We start from the raw sequence: 18,455 nt of genomic DNA, 5'->3' as shown, positions 1-18,455 counted from the left end.
TTTATCATTAATCTATTGTTTTTTGGGAATCTTCCAGCAGGTTATTGAGTGCTGCTAATTCCTGTATGCTTAAATCCCTCCATTTACCAATCGGTAGATCCAGTCTGATATTCATAATACGGATACGTTTCAGCTTTTTAACTTCATACCCTAGAAACTCGCACATTCTCCTAATCTGACGGTTAAGCCCCTGTGTAAGAACAATTCTAAACGTAAAATTATCAATCTGCTCTACCTCACATTTCTTAGTAACCGTATCCAGAATAGGCACTCCATTTCTCATTTTATCCAGAAACTTAGATGTTATTGGCTGGTTTACTCTTACGAGATATTCTTTACCGTGATTATTTCTCGATCTCAGGATTTTATTAACAATATCACCATCCGATGTCAGTAAGATTAATCCTTCACTCGGCTTATCCAGTCGTCCAATCGGAAAAATACGTTTAGGATGGTTGATATAATCAATAATATTATTCTTCTCACGCTTAGTATCGGTTGTACAAACAATACCCACAGGCTTATTGAAAGCTATATAAACATGCTCCTCATCCGTTTTGCGAATAGAAACTCCATCCACAAAAATTTCGTCCTCATCCGAAACTTTAGTCCCCATTTCCGGAAGCTTTCCGTTTATCGTAATTCTGCCTTCTTCCAGTAGTTTGTCTGCTGCTCTTCTGGAACAATAGCCTACTTCTGACAGGTATTTATTGATACGTGTTTTTTCCAAATCTTTAGTTTTCTGTATTATTCTGCAATTACCTGCACCATTTCTTTTATTTTCACCAGCTTCTCCATCAGCTCTTCACGGGATTTCGCTAATACGTTAATATGTCCCATTTTTCTACCCGGTTTGGTTTCAGTTTTACCATACAAATGGATATATGTTTTAGGTAATCTCAGCACTTCGTCCAACCCTGCATATACTACCTTTCCGGAAAAGCCTTCTGCTCCTACCAAATTCAGCATTCCGCTAAAGGCAACAGCATCTGTATCTGCTAATGGCAGGTTCTTTACAACTCTGTACATTTGTTCGAACTGGGAATTAGCATTTCCTTCCTGACTCTGGTGTCCGGAATTGTGCAACCTTGGAGCAGTTTCATTTACCCAAACTTTACCTTCTTTATCCAAAAATAATTCGATAGCAAATAAACCCGGAGAATTAACTGTCTGCAGAAATTTGTCTGTAATTGCTGAAATCTGATTTTGTATATCTTCACTTAGTATCGTCGGACAGATATTGAAATCTAATAAATTAAGTTTAGGATCTGCCACCATTTCGGTTACCGGAAAAGTTTTGGTTTCACCATCTTCATTTATGGCAACAATTACTGCCAGCTCTTTATCTATATCTACCAGACTTTCCAATACAGACGGAGCATCCCACAACTTTTGAAGATCTTCTTCTGTACGGATTACCTGTACTCCTTTTCCATCATAGCCACCTGTATTCATTTTTTGTACAAAAGGAAGAGGAAAGCTTATTTCTGATTTACTTTGTACGGTCTGAAAATCCGGGCTTGGAATGTTATTTTCTTTGTAAAATTCTTTCTGAAGAATTTTTTGCTGAATGATTTTAATAATTCTTGAGTTAGGAACAACTTTTACACCTTGGTTTTCTAATGTTTCCAGTGCATCTGCATTTACATGTTCAATTTCAATAGTTACAACATCTTTATCTTTTCCAAAATCCAGGACTGTCTGATAATCATTGAAGTTCCCTTGCGTAAAGTAGGATATATTATGGCATGGTGCATCGGCTGCCGGATCTAGTGTATAAAATTCGTCATCGTATTTCAGAGCACTTTGGATCAACATTCTTCCAAGCTGTCCGCCTCCTAAAATTCCTATTTTCATTATTTACTTTATTAGATTTACTTTTATATTAAGTCTTCAATGCGAAGATTGATATTTCTATTTTACAGATTCAGTTTTACCATCCTGAATGCAGCCATCTTTTCTTCGGGTATCTATAATATACTGTATTTTCCAGTCTCCATTTTCTTTAATCATCTGAAAACTGTTTACCCCACAATGCGAGAATTTCCCTTGAAAATAAAACTGATACGGAGTCCATACAGATGCCAAATTTCCATCAATATGAATGGCTGAAAAAGTGATTCTTTCTTCCAGTGTATTTTTTTCAGTTTTTGCTATGGTTCTGGCAAACGCAGAAATATCTTCCGTTTTTACCTCTCCATTTTTCATTATAGTCTGTAAAATTGCCTGCTTGGTAAAACTTGATTTGACACCTGCCGAGTCAGAGTTCTTCATTGCTGTAAAGAGTTTATTAACTCCCGCTTTCACAGCTTCGGTTTCTGAAACCTGAGAGAAAAATAAATTAAAACTTAGTCCTAGTATAAGTATGAAGCTGCTGCGCATAATATTATTTAAGTTTAAAATAGCCTAAATGCATTTCATTTTCCTGGACTTCAGCGTCACTTTTTTCCAGAACAATGGTATACTTTTCTTTCATTTTCTTCGGAAGAATATCGCTAACATTAAAGATATCGTCGATATCTACACCATGTTTATCATCGATATGGCTTACAGCTCCTTCAAACCCCATTTGTTGATAAAACTCGGTTTGCTTCACTCTTTTCACAATTTCACCCATCGAAGTTCCTACCATCAGGTGTTGCTCATGAAATTCCTCGAAGAAGCCTGGCTTATAGCCTCCCAGATTAATAAAGTATAACTGATCTTCGGATTTCTGAGTACCTCTTTCCACTATTTTCACTTCGTAACCATCTGCAAATTTTACTTCCTGATGACAATCGATATGAATTTTAGCTTCTTTCCAAAACTCTTTCATTTCAGGAATAAGCTCATCCAGTGTTTCTGCAATTCCGAAAAATACGTCGTGTTGTTCGATATTTCTTCCTTCAGGAGTAGCACCCAGGATTACATAGAATAATTTCATAGCTCTTTCTTTGCAAAAATAGTGAAATATTCTGCTTCTCTGAAAATCAGATTTGATAAAATTCTAACGGTAACTGATCCGGATCCTGTGTGAAAAAGAATTCTTTACCGGTAAATTCGTCAACCCGGATGTCTTCACATACCAATCCTTTTTTTATTAATTCCTCTCTTTTGGAATTTATATCTTCTACCGCAAAGGCTAGATGTCTCAAACCGCAGGCTTCTGGTCTGGACGGACGCTTATGTGGATCGGGAAAAGAAAACAATTCTATAACATAGAGATCTCCTATTGCAAGATCCAATTTATAAGATTTTCTTTCTTCACGGTAAACTTCCCGGATAATATTGAGTCCTAAAATATCTGTATAAAACTTTTTGGAAACCTGATAGTCCGAACAAATAATAGCAATATGATGAATATGCATTTTAAAATTTTTATGATTAATTCTGATTATTTACAAGAATCACATCGTACATAGATACTACAAATTCAACAAATATTTATTTTAATTAAAAAATTAACACTGATTCAGATTCAATATTACGATTAATTTATAATTTTACATTAAACACTTGTAAATCTATATTAAAATTCCTAAACAAGGGAATAAATATTATGACACCCGTCAAAATATAAAAACCAAATTAACATAAAATATATCACTATGAAAAAATTTATTAACCAATTTTCGGCCAGCCTGAAGAATAATATTTTAGTATTCCTGGCTTTCCCCCTTGTGTGGACATCGTGTGCACGAGACAATTCACTCTCTTCTGAAAATAGTAACATCTCACCAAATGCTGCAGTAAGAGCAGCGGTAACTGGTACAACAAAAGCGAATATTAAATTATTCAGTTTTACAGAAGTAAATGACACAAATCCTCTTAATAATCTGAATTTCACATTAAAAAATAGTGGAAAACCATTGGTAGACATGGTTGTTTTGTTTTCTGCTAATATCAATTATGATGCTGCTACTGATAAAGTTTTTGTAAGCAACAATCCCAATGTACAACATCTACTAACCAACCGTTCAAAATACCTGAAACCTTTACAGGACAAAGGCATAAAAGTTATACTAAGTATATTAGGAAACCATGATAGATCGGGAATTGCCAACCTTTCAACAACACGGGCAAAAGCATTCGCGCAGGAGCTTAAGAATACATGTGATCTGTATAATTTGGATGGTGTATTTTTCGATGATGAATATTCTGCATATCAAACTCCACCTCCTTCCGGCTTTGTAACACCGTCCAATAATGCCGCTGCGCGCCTGGCTTACGAAACTAAACAAGCTATGCCAAATAAGTTGGTAACTGTATATGTATACAGCAGAACATCTTCTTTCCCTACTGCTGTTGATGGTGTAAATGCTGGCAGTTATGTAGACTACGCTATTCATGATTATGGTAATAGCTATGACTTGGCAAGTAACTATCCGGGACTTTCAAAGTCAGGGATGATTATGTCTTCTCAGGAATTTAACCTGGGCAGATATGCCTCAGCTCAGGCATTGAGAAATATCGTGACAAAAGGTTATGGAGGTCATATGATCTTCGCAATGGATCCTAACCGCAGTAACTTTACTTCTGGTCAGCTTCCAGCACTTAAGCTTATCGCAAAAGAATTATACGGAGATGAACTGGTATATTCCAATACACCATATTCTAAAGACTGGTAAAAGTTAACGGTAATTTATAATAAACAAACTTGCCTGAAAACTATGGGATGTTTTTTGGTTTCATCCTGTAAGCTTTCGGGCAGGTTTTATTGTTTAGTATTATTTTAGAGGCAAAAGAACATCCCTTGTTTTGTACTTCTTGGCAAAAGAGCGAACTATCAATGCCAGATTATAGCTATTTGTATTAAGATGCTTAAAGTCTTCTGTAATCCTTTTATTATTTTTCTTGATAATAATTAGCTGCATATTTCCGGCATATAGCCCGGCGGTTTTGATTCTTTTGATATCATTCCAGACAATTAGTTCTCTACCGAAGATTTTCACACCTTTATCACTCAATGTCAATTCAGGAAATATATAACCTAGAATTAGTCTTATAAGGGCTCCAATAACAAAAATAGCTGCCACAAAAAGCCTTATACTTAATACATATTTCTGACTTTGTTTATCCATCATTAGTACAGCAGGAATAATAACTACTGCCACAATCAGAATAAACCAGATTTGAATATTTGTTTTTCTAAATACTGCTTTTTCCGGGAACTGATCCATACAGTTGAACCTTAATTTGCGAAGAAGTCTTCTTTCCGTTATTGTTTCTTTCCATCCTTTTTTATCTGGTAGCGGAGGATAGTTATAGATTCTATTAATATTAGCCAAAACTTGTTACCATAGAGTTCAGCATCGATCTTACAACTAATCTGTGGAAAGGTTTAACAAAGAAAAAGTAAAGTCTTCCGAAGAAATTATGATATTGCACACCAGTAGAAATGTAGATTTTATTTTCTGGTTTATTGTAACATAGGGATACTTTAAAATCCAGATGCTTATCATCTTCTCCCAGAATAATTTCTTTCTCTTTTTTATCCAGTACTTTAAACAATCCGAATTTTTCCCCCACTGCAAAATCAGACTGTTCTGCCTGTTGCATAATTTTACTTTTCTTATCAGATCCTTTCAGTCCAAATACAGCAACCACCTTATTGCGCAGTGTAAAAAGTTTTTTAACCCAAGGAATGTTGCTTGTAAAGAAAGCTTTTCCTAAATCTTCCGGACGAATATTTTTTTCAGTTTTCACCTCCTGAAAATAAACGTCGGTATAATCAAATTTCTGCTTAATTAATGCAGAAAAGGAAGGTATAGTTTTCATATTATTTATCCTGTGAATCTTTTTGAATTTTGTCGAGATAGCTTTTCTCCAGATCATTAAGGTTTTGGAAATAGCTTTGTTTATCCATAAACAATTGTGGATTGTAGGGAGCCCCTTCCTTACGTTTTTCATGCAGATCGAACTGACTTGCATGCGATGCTACCCAAATATCAAAATCCAGCTTTTTCATGGCTTTAAAGGTGTAAGCATAATCGGACTGAATATTTGGATATGCCGTAACTTCAGAAAATTTATTATCAACAATTACGGAAGGCATATTGGCTATAAGCACTCTGTATTTTCTTTTTCCATCTCTTGTATTAAACACAAAACTACAGGAACCTTTTGTATGCCCAGGATGATGGAGCATCGTAAGCGTTGTATTTCCTAATTTTATTTTATCCAGATTTTTCAACGTTCGATCCGGGATAATAGGTTTAAAAGTTGCACCATATTTTCCCATTTCATAATCAGACTGCCCGCCTGTTCTCAGAACATCTGCATCTGCAGCATCTGCATAAAATTTTGCACCTGTTTCTGTTTTAAAGTCCATTAATGCACCTGTATGGTCATAATGAGCCTGTGTGAGAAGCAGAATCTTGATATCTTTATAATTGAATCCTAATTTAGCAATGTTCTCTTTTATTGTAGAAAGAGAGCCTGTTAGTCCTGTATTGATCAGAATATTTCCTTTATCTGTAACGATTAGGTAAGAAGCCAAATCATAAGTTCCTACGTAATACAGATTACCTGCAATTCTGAATGGTTCATAATTCTGAGACCATTCTTTTGGTGTATTTTCAGGTTCTTTTACAACCTGAGCATTCCAGCCAAAACAAACCAGTAGAAAAAGTAAAGTCGTTATTCTTTTCATTGGATAACAGTTTTAGAAGTGCATTTCGTCTTTCACTACTCCTCCATTTTGAGTAAACGGTAAAAGCTCCTGCTTTATAAATATTTTTATTTTATCACTTTCTATATCGTTCGGGAACAGTAAATGAACATTAGCTCCTGCATCCAGTGTGAAAAACAATGGCAGCCCTGTAATTCTGCGGAAGTCCCATATTTTGTTGATAACTTCCAGAGTTCCGGTTTTCATTAATATAAAAGCAGGATCACTCATCATCATCATTGCATGAAGGGTAAGCGCTTCGTGTTCGGTCAGTTTTATAAAACCTTCCAGATCTCCGGTTTTCAGAATATTCTTAAGCGTAGCAAAGTTTTCATGTGCTTCCTGAAAACGTCTTTCAGCATATGGATTTGTTTTCATTAGTCCATGTCCTACTGTGGAAGAAACACTTTTCTCTCCTTCATGAATTAATAATACCCAGTCGTTGAAATTTTTGAAAACGGGGTGAATTTCATCGTTTGGATATTGTACCGCATACAAATCAGAACTTCCTTCTACTTCTTTTGTATTTCCCCATACCACCAGTCCATTGTATAAACTACGGCATGCGCTTCCGCTTCCCAGTCTTGCTAAAAACGAGGCTTTTTCCAGTGATACTTCTTCTGATATACTCCCTGAAAAAGTAGCATCCAACTGCATCAGACATTTTGCTATCGCACCAAATCCTGAAGCCGAACTTGCAATACCTGAGCTATGTGGGAAAGTATTTTCGGTTCTGATGACATATTTACCTTTCAGAATCCATGGTAAATACTGTTCAATATTTTTAAAGTATTTTTCAATTTTTTCTGCAAACTTTTGCTCTTCATTTCCGGCTAAAAATGTTTGTACAGAAAATCCCTCTCCTTCCGAAAATTCCATTGTAGTATTTGTTCTGCAGTGATTAAGTGTATAACTGATACTGGGATTGGCAGGAATCTGATTTTCATATTTTCCCCAGTATTTAATCAATGCTATATTAGAAGGGCAGCTTTCTGTAACAGTCTGACTGCTGATATTAAAATTTGTATTTCCTAAAAATTCTTTTTCCATAATTACTTCATTTTAGCTGTACATCTGTTCAATAAGGTCTTTATATTTCTCTGAAACAACCTTTCTTTTAATCTTTAATGTTGGCGTTATCTCACCACTTCCGATTTCAAATTCTGCCGACATCAGTGTAAATTTCTTTACTTTCTCAAATGATGCCAAAGAAGTCTGAAATTCTTCTATTTTAGCTTTGTACAGCTTATTAATCTCTTCATTTTTCACAATCTCACTCCAGTTGGTAAAAGGAATATTCATTTTACTCAGCTCACCTTTCAGAAATTCGAAATTTGGTACAATTAAAGCAGAAACAAACTGTCTTCCTTCTGCAATTACCATTACCTGCTGGATATAATTGTTATTGGATAATATATTTTCTACCTGCTGAGGTGCTATATACTTTCCATTGGATGTTTTTAATAAATCTTTTATTCTTTCTGTAATTGTAAGATTTCCTTGGTCATCAATATTTCCGGCATCACCTGTTTTAAACCATCCATCTTCTGTAAAGACAGCTTTTGTTTCTTCGGGTTTGTTGAAGTAGCCTTTCATAATACCGCTTCCTCTGGCTTGAATCTCGCTTTCTGCTCCAATCCTTATCTCTACTCCCGGTAATATTTTACCGCAGCTTCCATACTTGTATTTTGTAAAAGGGAAAAGCGAAAGCGTTGCCGTAGTCTCTGTAAGACCATAGCCTACAGTAAGATGAAGTCCTAAAGCATCGAAAAACTCTGTAACCTCAGGTGAAATAGAGGCTCCACCACAAGGTGTAAACCATAATCTTCCACCCAATTTTTCTTTCATTTTACTGAATACCAGAAGATCTGCCAATCCGTATTTGGCTTTTAATCCAAAAGGAATTTCTTTTTCAGTTCTTCTTAGTTCTGCATGTTGCTTACCAACACCTACAGCCCAGTTAAAGATTTTCTTCTTTGTCGGAGAACTTTTCTCTACTACATCATGAATACCTGCGTATACTTTTTGGAAAAACCTTGGAACTGTACACATCATCGTCGGCTTTACCTCCGTTAATGCATGGGCAATATTTTTAGGATCTTCCAGAAAATAAACTTTTGCACCGCCATACAAACTTAGAAGCGACCAGCTTCTCTCAAAAACGTGTGTTAGCGGAAGAAAGGCCAATGAAAGTTCGTCTTCAAAGTTTTTGAATTTGAAAAATTCAAAATGAGCATCGAATTCTTTACGAAAATTCCCATGTGTAATCATTACACCTTTTGGTATTCCTGTTGTTCCGGAAGTATAAATAAGCGTAGCAGTATCGTCATCTTCTTTCGGACAGAATTCAAAAACAGAAGATTGCTCCGCAATAAACTCACGAAGAAAAACAGTATTCTCTTTTTTTCCGATTACTTTATTCTTGGCAACAACAATCGTTTTCAGGTACTCATTTCGCTGTAACAGCTCATAACAAGCATTATACTGCTCCTGATTACCTGCCAGAATAACTTTAGACTGTGAATCGTTGATAATATATCCAGCTTGCTCCGCATTATTAGTAGAATAAATAGGAACAGTAATAGCACCTATAGATAATATAGCCAGATCAAAAATTATCCATTCAGCTGAATTTTCTGAATAAATAGCGACTCTGTCATTTTCCTGAACCCCGGCTGCTTTAAGTGCATTAGCTGTTTTAGCAATCATTTCGCTAAATTTTTTCCAGCTAAGTTCTTTCCATTGGTTTTCTTTTTTAAAACCAATAGCAGCCTTCAGCGCATGCTTTTCCAGGTTTCGGGTTATAATTGATTGTGCTAAATTCATTCGTTAAGACTTCAGTTTTTTGTCTTTAATATAATTATTCAGGTGAAAGTCTATACTTTCGTCAAGCGGGATAAACTGATATCCCAGTTGGTCCTTTATTTTTTTGTTAGATATTTTATTATGTGCCGTTATTGCCTCTATATTGGCCTTATTGAGCATTTTAAGAGTTGGAATAAGGAAACCTAGTTTTCCGAAAATTCTGGAAAAATGTAACAAACCATCCGGAATAATCTTAGGAGCAGAAAGGCCTAATTTGCTGCGTACTTTTTCAGAGAAACTCTTATAAGTACGGGTTTCGCTTACTGTAATAAAGCGTTCTCCAAAAATATTTTTTTCCATTAACTCTATCGCAATATTCGCAACATCTCTGCCATCTACATAGGCAGAACTGCCGGAAAATGTGTAAGGGGTTACTTCGAAAGAGCTAAATAGCTTGCCACTACTTGCCTCCCAATTTCCTGTTCCCAGAATAATTCCCGGAAGCAGGATCACGGTGTTTAGTCCTTCTGCCGAAGCGCGCCATACCTCCATTTCCGAAAAATGTTTGGACTTTGCATATGCAGAGTGCTCCAAAGCATGTTTAAAATCGGACTCTTCATCTAATTCTCCATTTTCATTAAATCCGTCTAAAACAGCTATAGAACTGATAAAACAAAATTTATTTACCAAAGAACCTTCACAGGCATAAAGCAGGTTTTTGGTACCATCAATATTGGTGTGGTACAGTTCTTTTCTGAACTTAGGGTTAAAGCTGACTCTTGCGGCACAGTGATACACCTCTGTAACACCTTCTAATGCGTGCTGCAAAGAATTTGCATCATCAAAATCAGTATCAACCCACTGGATTTTATTAAAATATTCTTCTACCTTATCTGTATAGGCATACCAGGAATGCTTCACATCGTTTATATTACTCGACGGACGTTTCGTGGCCTTTACACTGAATCCTTTTTCTAAAAGTTTCAGTACAATGACTCTTCCCAATATCCCTGTTGCTCCGGTAACTAAAACCATGTTATTGTGTTAAAAATTCTTTTACTGCCGCATTAAAATCTTTTGGGTTTTCTGCTTGTACCCAATGTCCGGCATTTGCGATTTTTTTGACTTCAGAATCCGGAAACTGTTGTCTGATCAGGAGTCCATCCTGTGGTAATATATAATTGGAGTTTGCTCCTGCTAAGAATAAAACAGGTCCGTTATAAACTCCATACTTTACAGCATTAGTTACAAAAGTAGTATACTTATCCGTAAGTACCCGAAGGTTAAACCTCCAGTTTAGTTTCTTATCTTCTGTCCAATACAGGTTTTTCAGAAGGAATTGGATAACACCAATCTCCGGGATATATTTCTTCAGCTCTTCTTCTACCTCTTGTCTGCTGGTTACCTGAGTCAAATCCACACTATTCAGTGCTTTAAAAATCCCCTGATGATGTGGCGGATATGCTTTTGGTGCCATATCAGCTACTATAAGCTTTTCTACTTTTTCGGGATTGGTGATCGCATACTGCATCACTACTTTTCCTCCTAAAGAATGTCCTAACAGATACACTTTTTCCATTCTGTAATGATCCATATAAGCCTGGATATCGTTCACCATTGTATCTATCGTCATCTCTTCGGAATGAAAACTTTTCCCATGGTTACGAAGATCGATAAGGTGTACCGGCATAAGTTCGCCAAATTCTCGTCCGAAAGATCCCCAGTTGTCCAGCATTCCAAATAAACCATGAAACACCAATAATGGTGTTCCGGTTTTATCTTGTCCGTATATTTTTGAATGTAAAATTTCCACTTCTTTAATTTTAAATAATAAAATTTAAATTCTCAACATTATTCTAACCTTCAGTGTTCAGAATCTACCACTGCGCTAAACGCTTCAGATAAGACTGAATTGTATTTTCCAATCCCAAATATAAGGCTTCAGAAATTAGTGCATGTCCAATAGAAACTTCCAATAAATTAGGAATCTTATCTGCAAAATATTTCAGGTTATCAAGACTTAGATCATGACCGGCATTGATGCCTAAACCAAATTCCGTTGCTTTTAGTGCTGTTTCATAGTAAGACTTTATAGCGGCCTCTTTATCTTTTGGATAATTTGTAGCATAAGCTTCGGTATACAACTCTATTCTGTCTGTTCCTGTTTTAGCGGCATATTCTACCATCGCCGGATCCGGATCTAAAAAAATGGAAGTTCTGATACCCGCATTTTTAAATTCCGCAATAATATCAGTTAGCTTATCCAGATGAGTTTTACAATCCCATCCAGCATTAGAAGTTATTGCATCGTCTGCATCCGGTACTAATGTTACCTGCTCTGGCTTCACGTCCAATACCATATCGATAAATGAGCGGTGCGGATTTCCTTCTATATTAAATTCTGTGGTTACCAAAGGTTTAAGATCATAAACATCTTTCCTGGTAATATGTCTTTCATCCGGTCTCGGATGTATTGTTATTCCTTGTGCTCCAAATTTTTGTGCATCAACAGCTATTTGTGTTACACTCGGTACATCACCCCCTCTCGCATTTCGCAATGTTGCTATTTTATTAATATTGACGCTTAATTTAGTCATGTTCTTTTATTGTATGTAATTTACTTTCTTAAACTTTGTTCACCTGTATTACTTCCAGACCGAAGTCTTGTGTAGCAACTAACAAATGATCGAAAATATCGGATTGTACTCTTTCGTAATCTTCAAGATTAGAGTAAATGGTGAAACAGTATATTTCTAATGGCATTCCCTGTGGTGTAATTTCCAGCTGGCGTACCAATATAATCTCTTTCTGTTCTATGTTGGGATTGTTGCGCAGATAATTTTCAGCATATTTTCGAAAAACTCCGATATTGGTTAACTGCTGACCATTCAGCATATTATCTGCATTATGAAGATCCAGCTTTTCGGAATCAATCTCATTCTTTTTGGTAATGATATAATCAGAGATTAGATTTACTTTTTCCAATCTCTCATAATCTTCCTTGGTCAGAAACCGGAAGGATTTGATATTGAAAATCATGGAACGCTTTATCCTTCTCAGGTTACCTTCAGTCATTACCTGATAATTCCGGATCTCCGTAGACATCAGATCGTAGGTAGGAATTGTAGATACTGTTTTATCAAAATTTATAATTTTGGTAGTCAGCAGGCTAATATCTGTGATATTCCCTTCAATATTGTATTTCGGAATTCCTATCCAGTCACCCACTTTCAGGTTTTTGGAAGTAGCCACATGAATCCCGGTAACAAATCCCAAAATGGTATCTCTGAAAACCAATACCATTACAGCTGTTATAGCCCCAAGACTTCCCAGAATAGTACCACTATTAATTTTGAAGACAATCTTGATGGCAATAAAAAACAAAATAACACCACCGAAGATTTTTAGTGTTTGGGATACTGCTTTGAAAGCAATAAGCTTATAATTTTCCTTGATCAGGATATAATAGATCTCTACAGATTTATACAAACGAAGTCCCGCACTCCCAATTACAATTAGCTGCCCAATCTGAACGATTATATCCAGTATAGATTTGGTAGCCGGATGCATATTCTTATAGAAAATAGAGTCCAGTGCAAAACTACAGAGTCCCAATGCAATAACATGTGCCATAGCGCGGGGAAATTTGGACTGATAAAGGGCTTCTACAAACGGATACTTATTTTTCTTTATAATCTTATAGAGAAAGTTAAAGAAAAGCCTTATCCCTATGTCTACAATAAAGTAAAATGCAAGAAGAACTATAATCTTGCTGGTTACCTGAAATATCCACGCAACGCTGCCATCAAAGTACTTGGCAAAGAATACATTAATGTCATAACTGATTTGTTGTAGAAAATCTCTTGTTTCCTGTAAATCATTGTTCATGTAGCGGAATGTGAATTTCGTTTAGTACACAAAATTAACAATTTATTTTTCACTTTCTTTAAATTCCTTACATTTAAACCAGATATTTGCGATATGGAAGATGGGCTTATAGCATTTGTTTGTATTATTTTACTGATCGTTGGAATACTAGGAACTTTTCTACCTGTATTACCCGGACTTATTGTTAGTTATGCCGGACTTCTGATTTATAAATTCGGCACCAATTCCGATATGTCCATGGGATATATCTGGATCTTCGGAATACTGACTCTCCTCTCGGCAATACTCAACTATGTGATCCCTGCCAAAACAAATAAAAAATACGGTGGTACCCGCTGGGGAAGTATCGGTTCATTTATTGGCACTATATTGGGTATGTTTTTTATACCGGTAATATTCGGATTTTTAATCGGGATGTTAATCGGTGTTTTTGTTGGTGAATTACTCTACGATCGTAAAGATTATAAAAAAGCATGGAACTCTACTAAAGGAGCTTTAATCGGTTTTCTTTACGGAACCGGGTTTAGTTTTGTAGTAGGCTGTGCTATGCTTATTGTAGTAATAATTGATTTATTTTAAACAAACCAAATTACATCATATGAAAGCTTATCTTTTCACCGCTTTATTAGGACTAAGTGCTTTGTCATCCTGTAAAGCAACATCTAATACCAGTTATACAGAAGGACCAGTTATCACCCTGAAAATGGGTGAGGAAAAATCTCTGCAAAAGGAGAAGTTAAAAATAAAATTTGTGGACGTTCCGGAAGATTCCCGCTGTCCTATGAATGCCAGATGCGTATGGATTGGCAATGCCAGAATAAAGCTGAAAGTAAATAATCAGACTCTTATACTGGACACCCAGGATATGCCGGACAGAAAATATGCAAAAACTCAGATTTTGGGTGGATATCTGTACACCTTGGAAAGCATTCAGCCAGACAGAGTCACCAATATCGAGCTTAAAAAGAGTGATTACAACATTAGCGTAAGAGTCGAAAAAGTTTCGAAAACAAACTAACAATATAAATGTCATCCCAGCCAGATATTAATAGCCTTCTCAAAGATGAAAATCTGTTTGAGAAGGTTATTATTTTAAATAGAAATGAGTACCTGAAAGAGGCAGGCAGCACTGATACCAATATCTACTTCATACGGGAAGGCAGTGTAAGAATCTTTATTTCCGACAATGCCGAAGAACGCAACGTTCGTTTTGGCTATTCAGGAAACATTATTGTTTCTCTTGATTCGTTTTTAAGTAATAAACCTTCACCACTCTATATTCAGGCTCTAAAAAAGACTACAATTCTTGTAGCTTCCAAAGGCTCCTTTATGCAAATAATTAGTAAAGATTTGCAACATCTTCAACTATGGAATAGTATTCTGGAAGATTTGAATCTGCAGCAGTTCGAAAGAGAAATAGACCTTCTCACCCAATCTCCCCGCGAGCGTTACCATCGCCTGCTAAAAAGAAGTCCACAGGTTTTCCAACAGATTCCAAATAAGCATATTGCCAATTACTTGCGTATGACCCCAGAGACCCTCTCACGCATTAAAAAATCTTGATCTCAATCAAGGATTTAAAAGAACCAATTGCTGAATTTTGCTAAAAGTATCAAAGCCCATGTAGGACTATTCTTTTCTATATACAGTCATTAGATCAATTAACACAATGGCACAATTTAGCTTAGAATATTAATCCTTTTTTTAAGGCGCAAAGGGAAAATCTCTGATTTCCCTGCTTAAAATCACAATTTTTATCGTAAGATAAAATCTTTGTGCCATAAAAACAGTTAGTATAGTATGAATTATTTTGTGGCTTTGTGTTAATCCAAAATCGTATTAAAAAATAAGAAATGAAAATTCAGTTTGATCAGTTTTACAATGAATTAACCACACTCGTACAATCGCATATCCAGATTACAGAAGAGCTGAAATCGAAAACAGAAACCAAACTAAATCAGAAAGCTTCTGCTGAAAGTTGGAGTGCCTTGGAATGTATTGAACATCTCAACCGTTATGGTAACTTCTATTTACCGGAAATTGAAAATAGAATAAAAAACTCTTCCTATCCTCCTGAAAACACATTCAAAAGCGGAATACTAGGCAACTATTTCACTAATCTTATAAAGCCTAAAGAGAAGCTAAATAAAATGAAATCTCCCAAAAACATGAACCCCTTGGGCAGTAAGCTGGATAGCTTTACTCTGGATAATTTTCTTGAGCAACTTCATCAAACATTAACCTTGTTGGAGCAATCAAAAGCGGTAAGCTTAAGCAAAACCAAGGTTTCTATCAGCATCTCCAAACATTTAAAATTAAAACTGGGTGATACTTTTCGCTTTTTTATTTACCACAACGAAAGACACCTTCAGCAAGCGACAAAAGCTACGGCAGTATTATAGTGTAAATACTTATCAGTGAAAACGTTTTCGCTATAGTTTTCGTTAAAAATGAGTATCACGTTTCTTTTTAATTATTTTTACTTTAAACTAATTAATCATGAAATATATTACTTCTATTGTATTTACATTGTTAATGTCTTTTGGCTGTGTAAATGCACAGCAAAGCTTTGATATAATTACTTCTGTTTCTCATCCACGGCTATTTATGCAAAAGGATGAAGAAAAAACATTAATCAATGCTATTACTCACAATTCCGATTTAAAAACGGTAGATCTTGCCCTGAAAAAATCCGGAAATTCAATAATAAACCTTCCTGTGCTGGAGCACAATAAAATAGGCAAAAGGCTGTTACATATTTCCAGAGAAGCATTGAGAAGAGTTTTTGTTCTTTCTTATTTATACCGTACCACTAAAGAACAAAAGTATTTTGATGCTGCTGAAAAAGAGCTGTTACAATTGTCATCGTTTACAGATTGGAACCCTGTTCATTTTCTGGATGTAGCAGAAATGACACTCGCTGTATCTATAGGCTACGATTGGCTGTATGATAAATTGTCGGACACCTCGCGTGAGAAAATAAGAAATGCTATCATAGAAAAAGGATTAAAACCTTCTCTGGATAAAAAATACAACAGCTGGTTAAAAGTACAAAACAATTGGAATCAGGTCTGCAATGCCGGAGTTTCTTTAGGTGCTATGGCTGTATATGAAAATGATCCGGCAATGGCTTCTCAAATTATTTCACGAGCAATAGAATCTATCAAAGTTCCTATGAAAAGATATGAGCCTAGCGGAACTTACCCGGAAGGTTATTCTTATTGGGCTTACGGAACGACGTACAATGTTATATTTCTGGATGTACTGAAAAAATTAACCAAAAGTGATTATGGCTTAGGACATGCTCCTGGCTTTACAGCTACAGCAGAATATTTCCAGCATTTAATGGGTACATCCGGACTATCTTTTAATTATTCCGACAGCATGTCATCTCCGGAAATGAGTTCCGCAACTTTCTGGTTCGCTAAAAATCTTAATAATCCGTCATTGGTATGGAACGATCTTCAGTACATAAGAAATCCTGATAAAGCTAAACAACTTGCTTCTGATCGCTTTCTTCCTCTTATTCCTATTTGGGGAAAAGATATACAAAAATTATCACCTCAGCGCCCGGAAAAATTATTCTGGTCCGGAGAGGGTGATAATCCTGTAGTTATGATGCGCAGCAGCTGGAAAAATCCTAAGGCTTTATTCCTGGGTTTCAAACTAGGGTCTCCCAGTGTTGAACATGGACATATGGATGTAGGTTCTTTTGTTTTTGATTCCGATGGCATACGATGGGCTATGGACTTTGGACAACAAGAATATGAATCTCTTGAATCTAAGAACATTGACCTTTGGAGTTATGGACAAAATGCACAACGCTGGACAGTCTTCCGTTACAACAGCCTGTCTCATAACATGCTTACGTTTGACAACGATCAACAATATTCAAAAGGAAAAGCTACATTTTTGAAAAAATCAGATAATAAAAACTTCAGCTTCGCAACCTCAGATCTTTCCGATATATACAAAAACAAAGTTCCTAAGGTTGTCCGAGGTGTCGCACTCAAAGATCAGGATTATGCACTTATTCAGGATGAAGTGCAGACAGGAAGTTCCCCTACAACAGTGCGCTGGAGAATGCTGACTCCTGCTGATGCAGAAATTATTTCTCCAACTGAAATTTTATTAAAGAAAGATAATAAGAAGTTACTCTTAAAAGTCAATTCCGCCACTTCTATTACACTTAAAACATGGAGCACAGCCCCGACAAATTCTTATGACGCTCCTAATCCGGGAACTGTACTTGTAGGGTTTGAAACTGAGTTGCCTGCCAATACTAAAAGTACTTTTGCTGTACAACTAATTCCAAAAGGTAAAATGAAAAAACGCTTCGAAACTAAAGTACAACCATTAGAAGAGTGGAAATAAATAAGAAAAAAACTTATTAATCAAGCATTAAAAAACCTCATAGATTTCTAATATCTATGAGGTTTATATATTAAGTTCAGAAAACTACTGATTACTATCCCCAGACAATGGGTTTCTTCCCTTTTGTTTCCAGATATTCATTGATTTTAGAAAAAGGCTTGCTTCCATAAAAACCTCTGTATACTGAAAAAGGCGAAGGGTGTGCCGATGCCAGAATATGATGTTTTGAAGTATCTATCAGCGTAGCTTTTTTCTGTGCAAAAGCTCCCCAGAGTACAAAAACCACATTTTCTTTTTTCTCAGAAATCTGACGAATTACATAGTCTGTGAATTTCTCCCATCCTAAGTCTTTATGCGAATTGGGTTGATGCGCCTGTACGGTAAGTGTTGCATTAAGCAGCAAAACCCCTTGCTGTCCCCAGTCATCCAGTTCCTTTTTGGTTCTGGTAATACCAAGATCATCTTTCAGCTCTGTAAATATATTTTTTAGAGAAGGGGGTGCAGTTACACTTTCGGATACGGAAAAGCACAAACCATTCGCCTGACCATCGTTATGATAAGGATCCTGCCCTATAATTACCACTTCTACATTATCGAACGGAGTAAGCTCCAGTGCCCGGAAGATCTGATTCTTCGGCGGAAAGCATTTTTGTGTTTTATACTGTTCATTCACCTTTTTCCATAAGGTTTCAAAGTATTCAGAACTTTTAATAGGAGCTAAAACCTCAGACCACGTCAT

21 protein-coding genes are annotated in these 18,455 nt (G+C 36.0%); 6 read left to right on the top strand and 15 right to left on the bottom strand.

What is annotated here, in order from left to right; genetic code table 11:
* Positions 1 to 7: 7 nt before the first annotated feature.
* Genes rluF through C8J95_RS16735 form a run of 5 tightly spaced genes read right to left on the bottom strand, consistent with a single transcriptional unit; the run spans position 8 to position 3,347 of the window.
* On the bottom strand, positions 8 to 730 hold the full coding sequence (rluF, locus tag C8J95_RS16755; RefSeq protein ID WP_107809866.1) for a 23S rRNA pseudouridine(2604) synthase RluF: 723 nt from the start codon (positions 728 to 730) through the stop codon (positions 8 to 10).
* A gap of 17 nt (positions 731 to 747) precedes the next feature.
* Positions 748 to 1,857 (bottom strand): 5-(carboxyamino)imidazole ribonucleotide synthase, encoded by a 1,110-nt coding sequence (locus C8J95_RS16750; protein ID WP_107809865.1) that lies wholly within the window; start codon positions 1,855 to 1,857, stop codon positions 748 to 750.
* A 57-nt stretch (positions 1,858 to 1,914) separates the two neighbouring features.
* A complete protein-coding gene (locus C8J95_RS16745) occupies positions 1,915 to 2,382 on the bottom strand; it encodes a nuclear transport factor 2 family protein (protein WP_107809864.1) in 468 nt (155 codons plus the stop codon).
* A 4-nt stretch (positions 2,383 to 2,386) separates the two neighbouring features.
* On the bottom strand, positions 2,387 to 2,923 hold the full coding sequence (locus C8J95_RS16740) for a DUF1543 domain-containing protein (RefSeq protein WP_107809863.1): 537 nt from the start codon (positions 2,921 to 2,923) through the stop codon (positions 2,387 to 2,389).
* A gap of 46 nt (positions 2,924 to 2,969) precedes the next feature.
* Complete coding sequence (locus C8J95_RS16735; protein WP_107809862.1) at positions 2,970 to 3,347, bottom strand: VOC family protein; 378 nt, start codon at positions 3,345 to 3,347, stop codon at positions 2,970 to 2,972.
* A 240-nt stretch (positions 3,348 to 3,587) separates the two neighbouring features.
* Here C8J95_RS16735 and endOF1 point away from each other — a divergent pair, with 240 nt between their 5' ends.
* Positions 3,588 to 4,607: an endo-beta-N-acetylglucosaminidase F1 gene (gene endOF1 / locus C8J95_RS16730; protein WP_107809861.1), complete on the top strand. Its 1,020-nt coding sequence runs from the start codon at positions 3,588 to 3,590 to the stop codon at positions 4,605 to 4,607.
* Positions 4,608 to 4,706: 99 nt separating this feature from the next.
* On the opposite strand, the gene C8J95_RS16725 is transcribed toward endOF1, so the two are convergent.
* From C8J95_RS16725 to C8J95_RS16685, 9 genes are all read right to left on the bottom strand, one after another.
* Positions 4,707 to 5,267 (bottom strand): ABC transporter, encoded by a 561-nt coding sequence (locus C8J95_RS16725; RefSeq protein WP_107809860.1) that lies wholly within the window; start codon positions 5,265 to 5,267, stop codon positions 4,707 to 4,709.
* Entirely contained in the window at positions 5,260 to 5,757 is a 498-nt protein-coding gene (locus C8J95_RS16720; RefSeq protein WP_107809859.1) for a DUF2867 domain-containing protein, read from the bottom strand. The genes C8J95_RS16725 and C8J95_RS16720 overlap by 8 nt, the downstream gene beginning before the upstream one ends.
* A gap of 1 nt (position 5,758) precedes the next feature.
* Positions 5,759 to 6,631, bottom strand: a complete 873-nt coding sequence (locus C8J95_RS16715) for a subclass B3 metallo-beta-lactamase GOB-34 (protein WP_107809858.1) — start codon at positions 6,629 to 6,631, stop codon at positions 5,759 to 5,761.
* A 12-nt stretch (positions 6,632 to 6,643) separates the two neighbouring features.
* Positions 6,644 to 7,699 (bottom strand): diphosphomevalonate/mevalonate 3,5-bisphosphate decarboxylase family protein, encoded by a 1,056-nt coding sequence (locus tag C8J95_RS16710; RefSeq protein WP_107809857.1) that lies wholly within the window; start codon positions 7,697 to 7,699, stop codon positions 6,644 to 6,646.
* A gap of 12 nt (positions 7,700 to 7,711) precedes the next feature.
* On the bottom strand, positions 7,712 to 9,475 hold the full coding sequence (locus tag C8J95_RS16705; RefSeq protein ID WP_107809856.1) for a long-chain fatty acid--CoA ligase: 1,764 nt from the start codon (positions 9,473 to 9,475) through the stop codon (positions 7,712 to 7,714).
* Positions 9,476 to 9,478: 3 nt separating this feature from the next.
* On the bottom strand, positions 9,479 to 10,489 hold the full coding sequence (locus C8J95_RS16700) for an SDR family oxidoreductase (RefSeq protein WP_107809855.1): 1,011 nt from the start codon (positions 10,487 to 10,489) through the stop codon (positions 9,479 to 9,481).
* A 1-nt stretch (position 10,490) separates the two neighbouring features.
* Positions 10,491 to 11,267, bottom strand: a complete 777-nt coding sequence (locus tag C8J95_RS16695; protein WP_107809854.1) for an alpha/beta fold hydrolase — start codon at positions 11,265 to 11,267, stop codon at positions 10,491 to 10,493.
* A 64-nt stretch (positions 11,268 to 11,331) separates the two neighbouring features.
* Positions 11,332 to 12,051: a pyridoxine 5'-phosphate synthase gene (locus C8J95_RS16690; protein WP_059323085.1), complete on the bottom strand. Its 720-nt coding sequence runs from the start codon at positions 12,049 to 12,051 to the stop codon at positions 11,332 to 11,334.
* Between the two features lie 28 nt (positions 12,052 to 12,079).
* On the bottom strand, positions 12,080 to 13,342 hold the full coding sequence (locus C8J95_RS16685; protein ID WP_107809853.1) for a mechanosensitive ion channel family protein: 1,263 nt from the start codon (positions 13,340 to 13,342) through the stop codon (positions 12,080 to 12,082).
* 93 nt (positions 13,343 to 13,435) lie between these two features.
* On the opposite strand from C8J95_RS16685, the gene C8J95_RS16680 reads away from it, so the two are divergent.
* The 5 genes from C8J95_RS16680 (at position 13,436) to C8J95_RS16660 (ending at position 17,716) form a co-directional block, all read left to right on the top strand.
* The gene (locus tag C8J95_RS16680; protein ID WP_107809852.1) at positions 13,436 to 13,921 is read left to right on the top strand and encodes a DUF456 domain-containing protein; all 486 of its coding nucleotides are present in this window, start codon (positions 13,436 to 13,438) and stop codon (positions 13,919 to 13,921) included.
* Positions 13,922 to 13,940: 19 nt separating this feature from the next.
* On the top strand, positions 13,941 to 14,360 hold the full coding sequence (locus C8J95_RS16675) for a hypothetical protein (RefSeq protein ID WP_107809903.1): 420 nt from the start codon (positions 13,941 to 13,943) through the stop codon (positions 14,358 to 14,360).
* Positions 14,361 to 14,368: 8 nt separating this feature from the next.
* Entirely contained in the window at positions 14,369 to 14,905 is a 537-nt protein-coding gene (locus C8J95_RS16670; RefSeq protein ID WP_107809851.1) for a Crp/Fnr family transcriptional regulator, read from the top strand.
* A gap of 290 nt (positions 14,906 to 15,195) precedes the next feature.
* Entirely contained in the window at positions 15,196 to 15,744 is a 549-nt protein-coding gene (locus tag C8J95_RS16665) for a DinB family protein (RefSeq protein ID WP_107809850.1), read from the top strand.
* Positions 15,745 to 15,841: 97 nt separating this feature from the next.
* The gene (locus C8J95_RS16660) at positions 15,842 to 17,716 is read left to right on the top strand and encodes a heparinase II/III family protein (RefSeq protein WP_107809849.1); all 1,875 of its coding nucleotides are present in this window, start codon (positions 15,842 to 15,844) and stop codon (positions 17,714 to 17,716) included.
* 94 nt (positions 17,717 to 17,810) lie between these two features.
* On the opposite strand, the gene C8J95_RS16655 is transcribed toward C8J95_RS16660, so the two are convergent.
* Entirely contained in the window at positions 17,811 to 18,455 is a 645-nt protein-coding gene (locus C8J95_RS16655; RefSeq protein WP_107809848.1) for a uracil-DNA glycosylase, read from the bottom strand.

This window comes from Elizabethkingia sp. YR214, from assembly GCF_003058195.1.
Taxonomy (GTDB): Bacteria; Bacteroidota; Bacteroidia; order Flavobacteriales; family Weeksellaceae; genus Elizabethkingia.
This window is presented reverse-complemented; position numbering and strand designations above follow the sequence as displayed.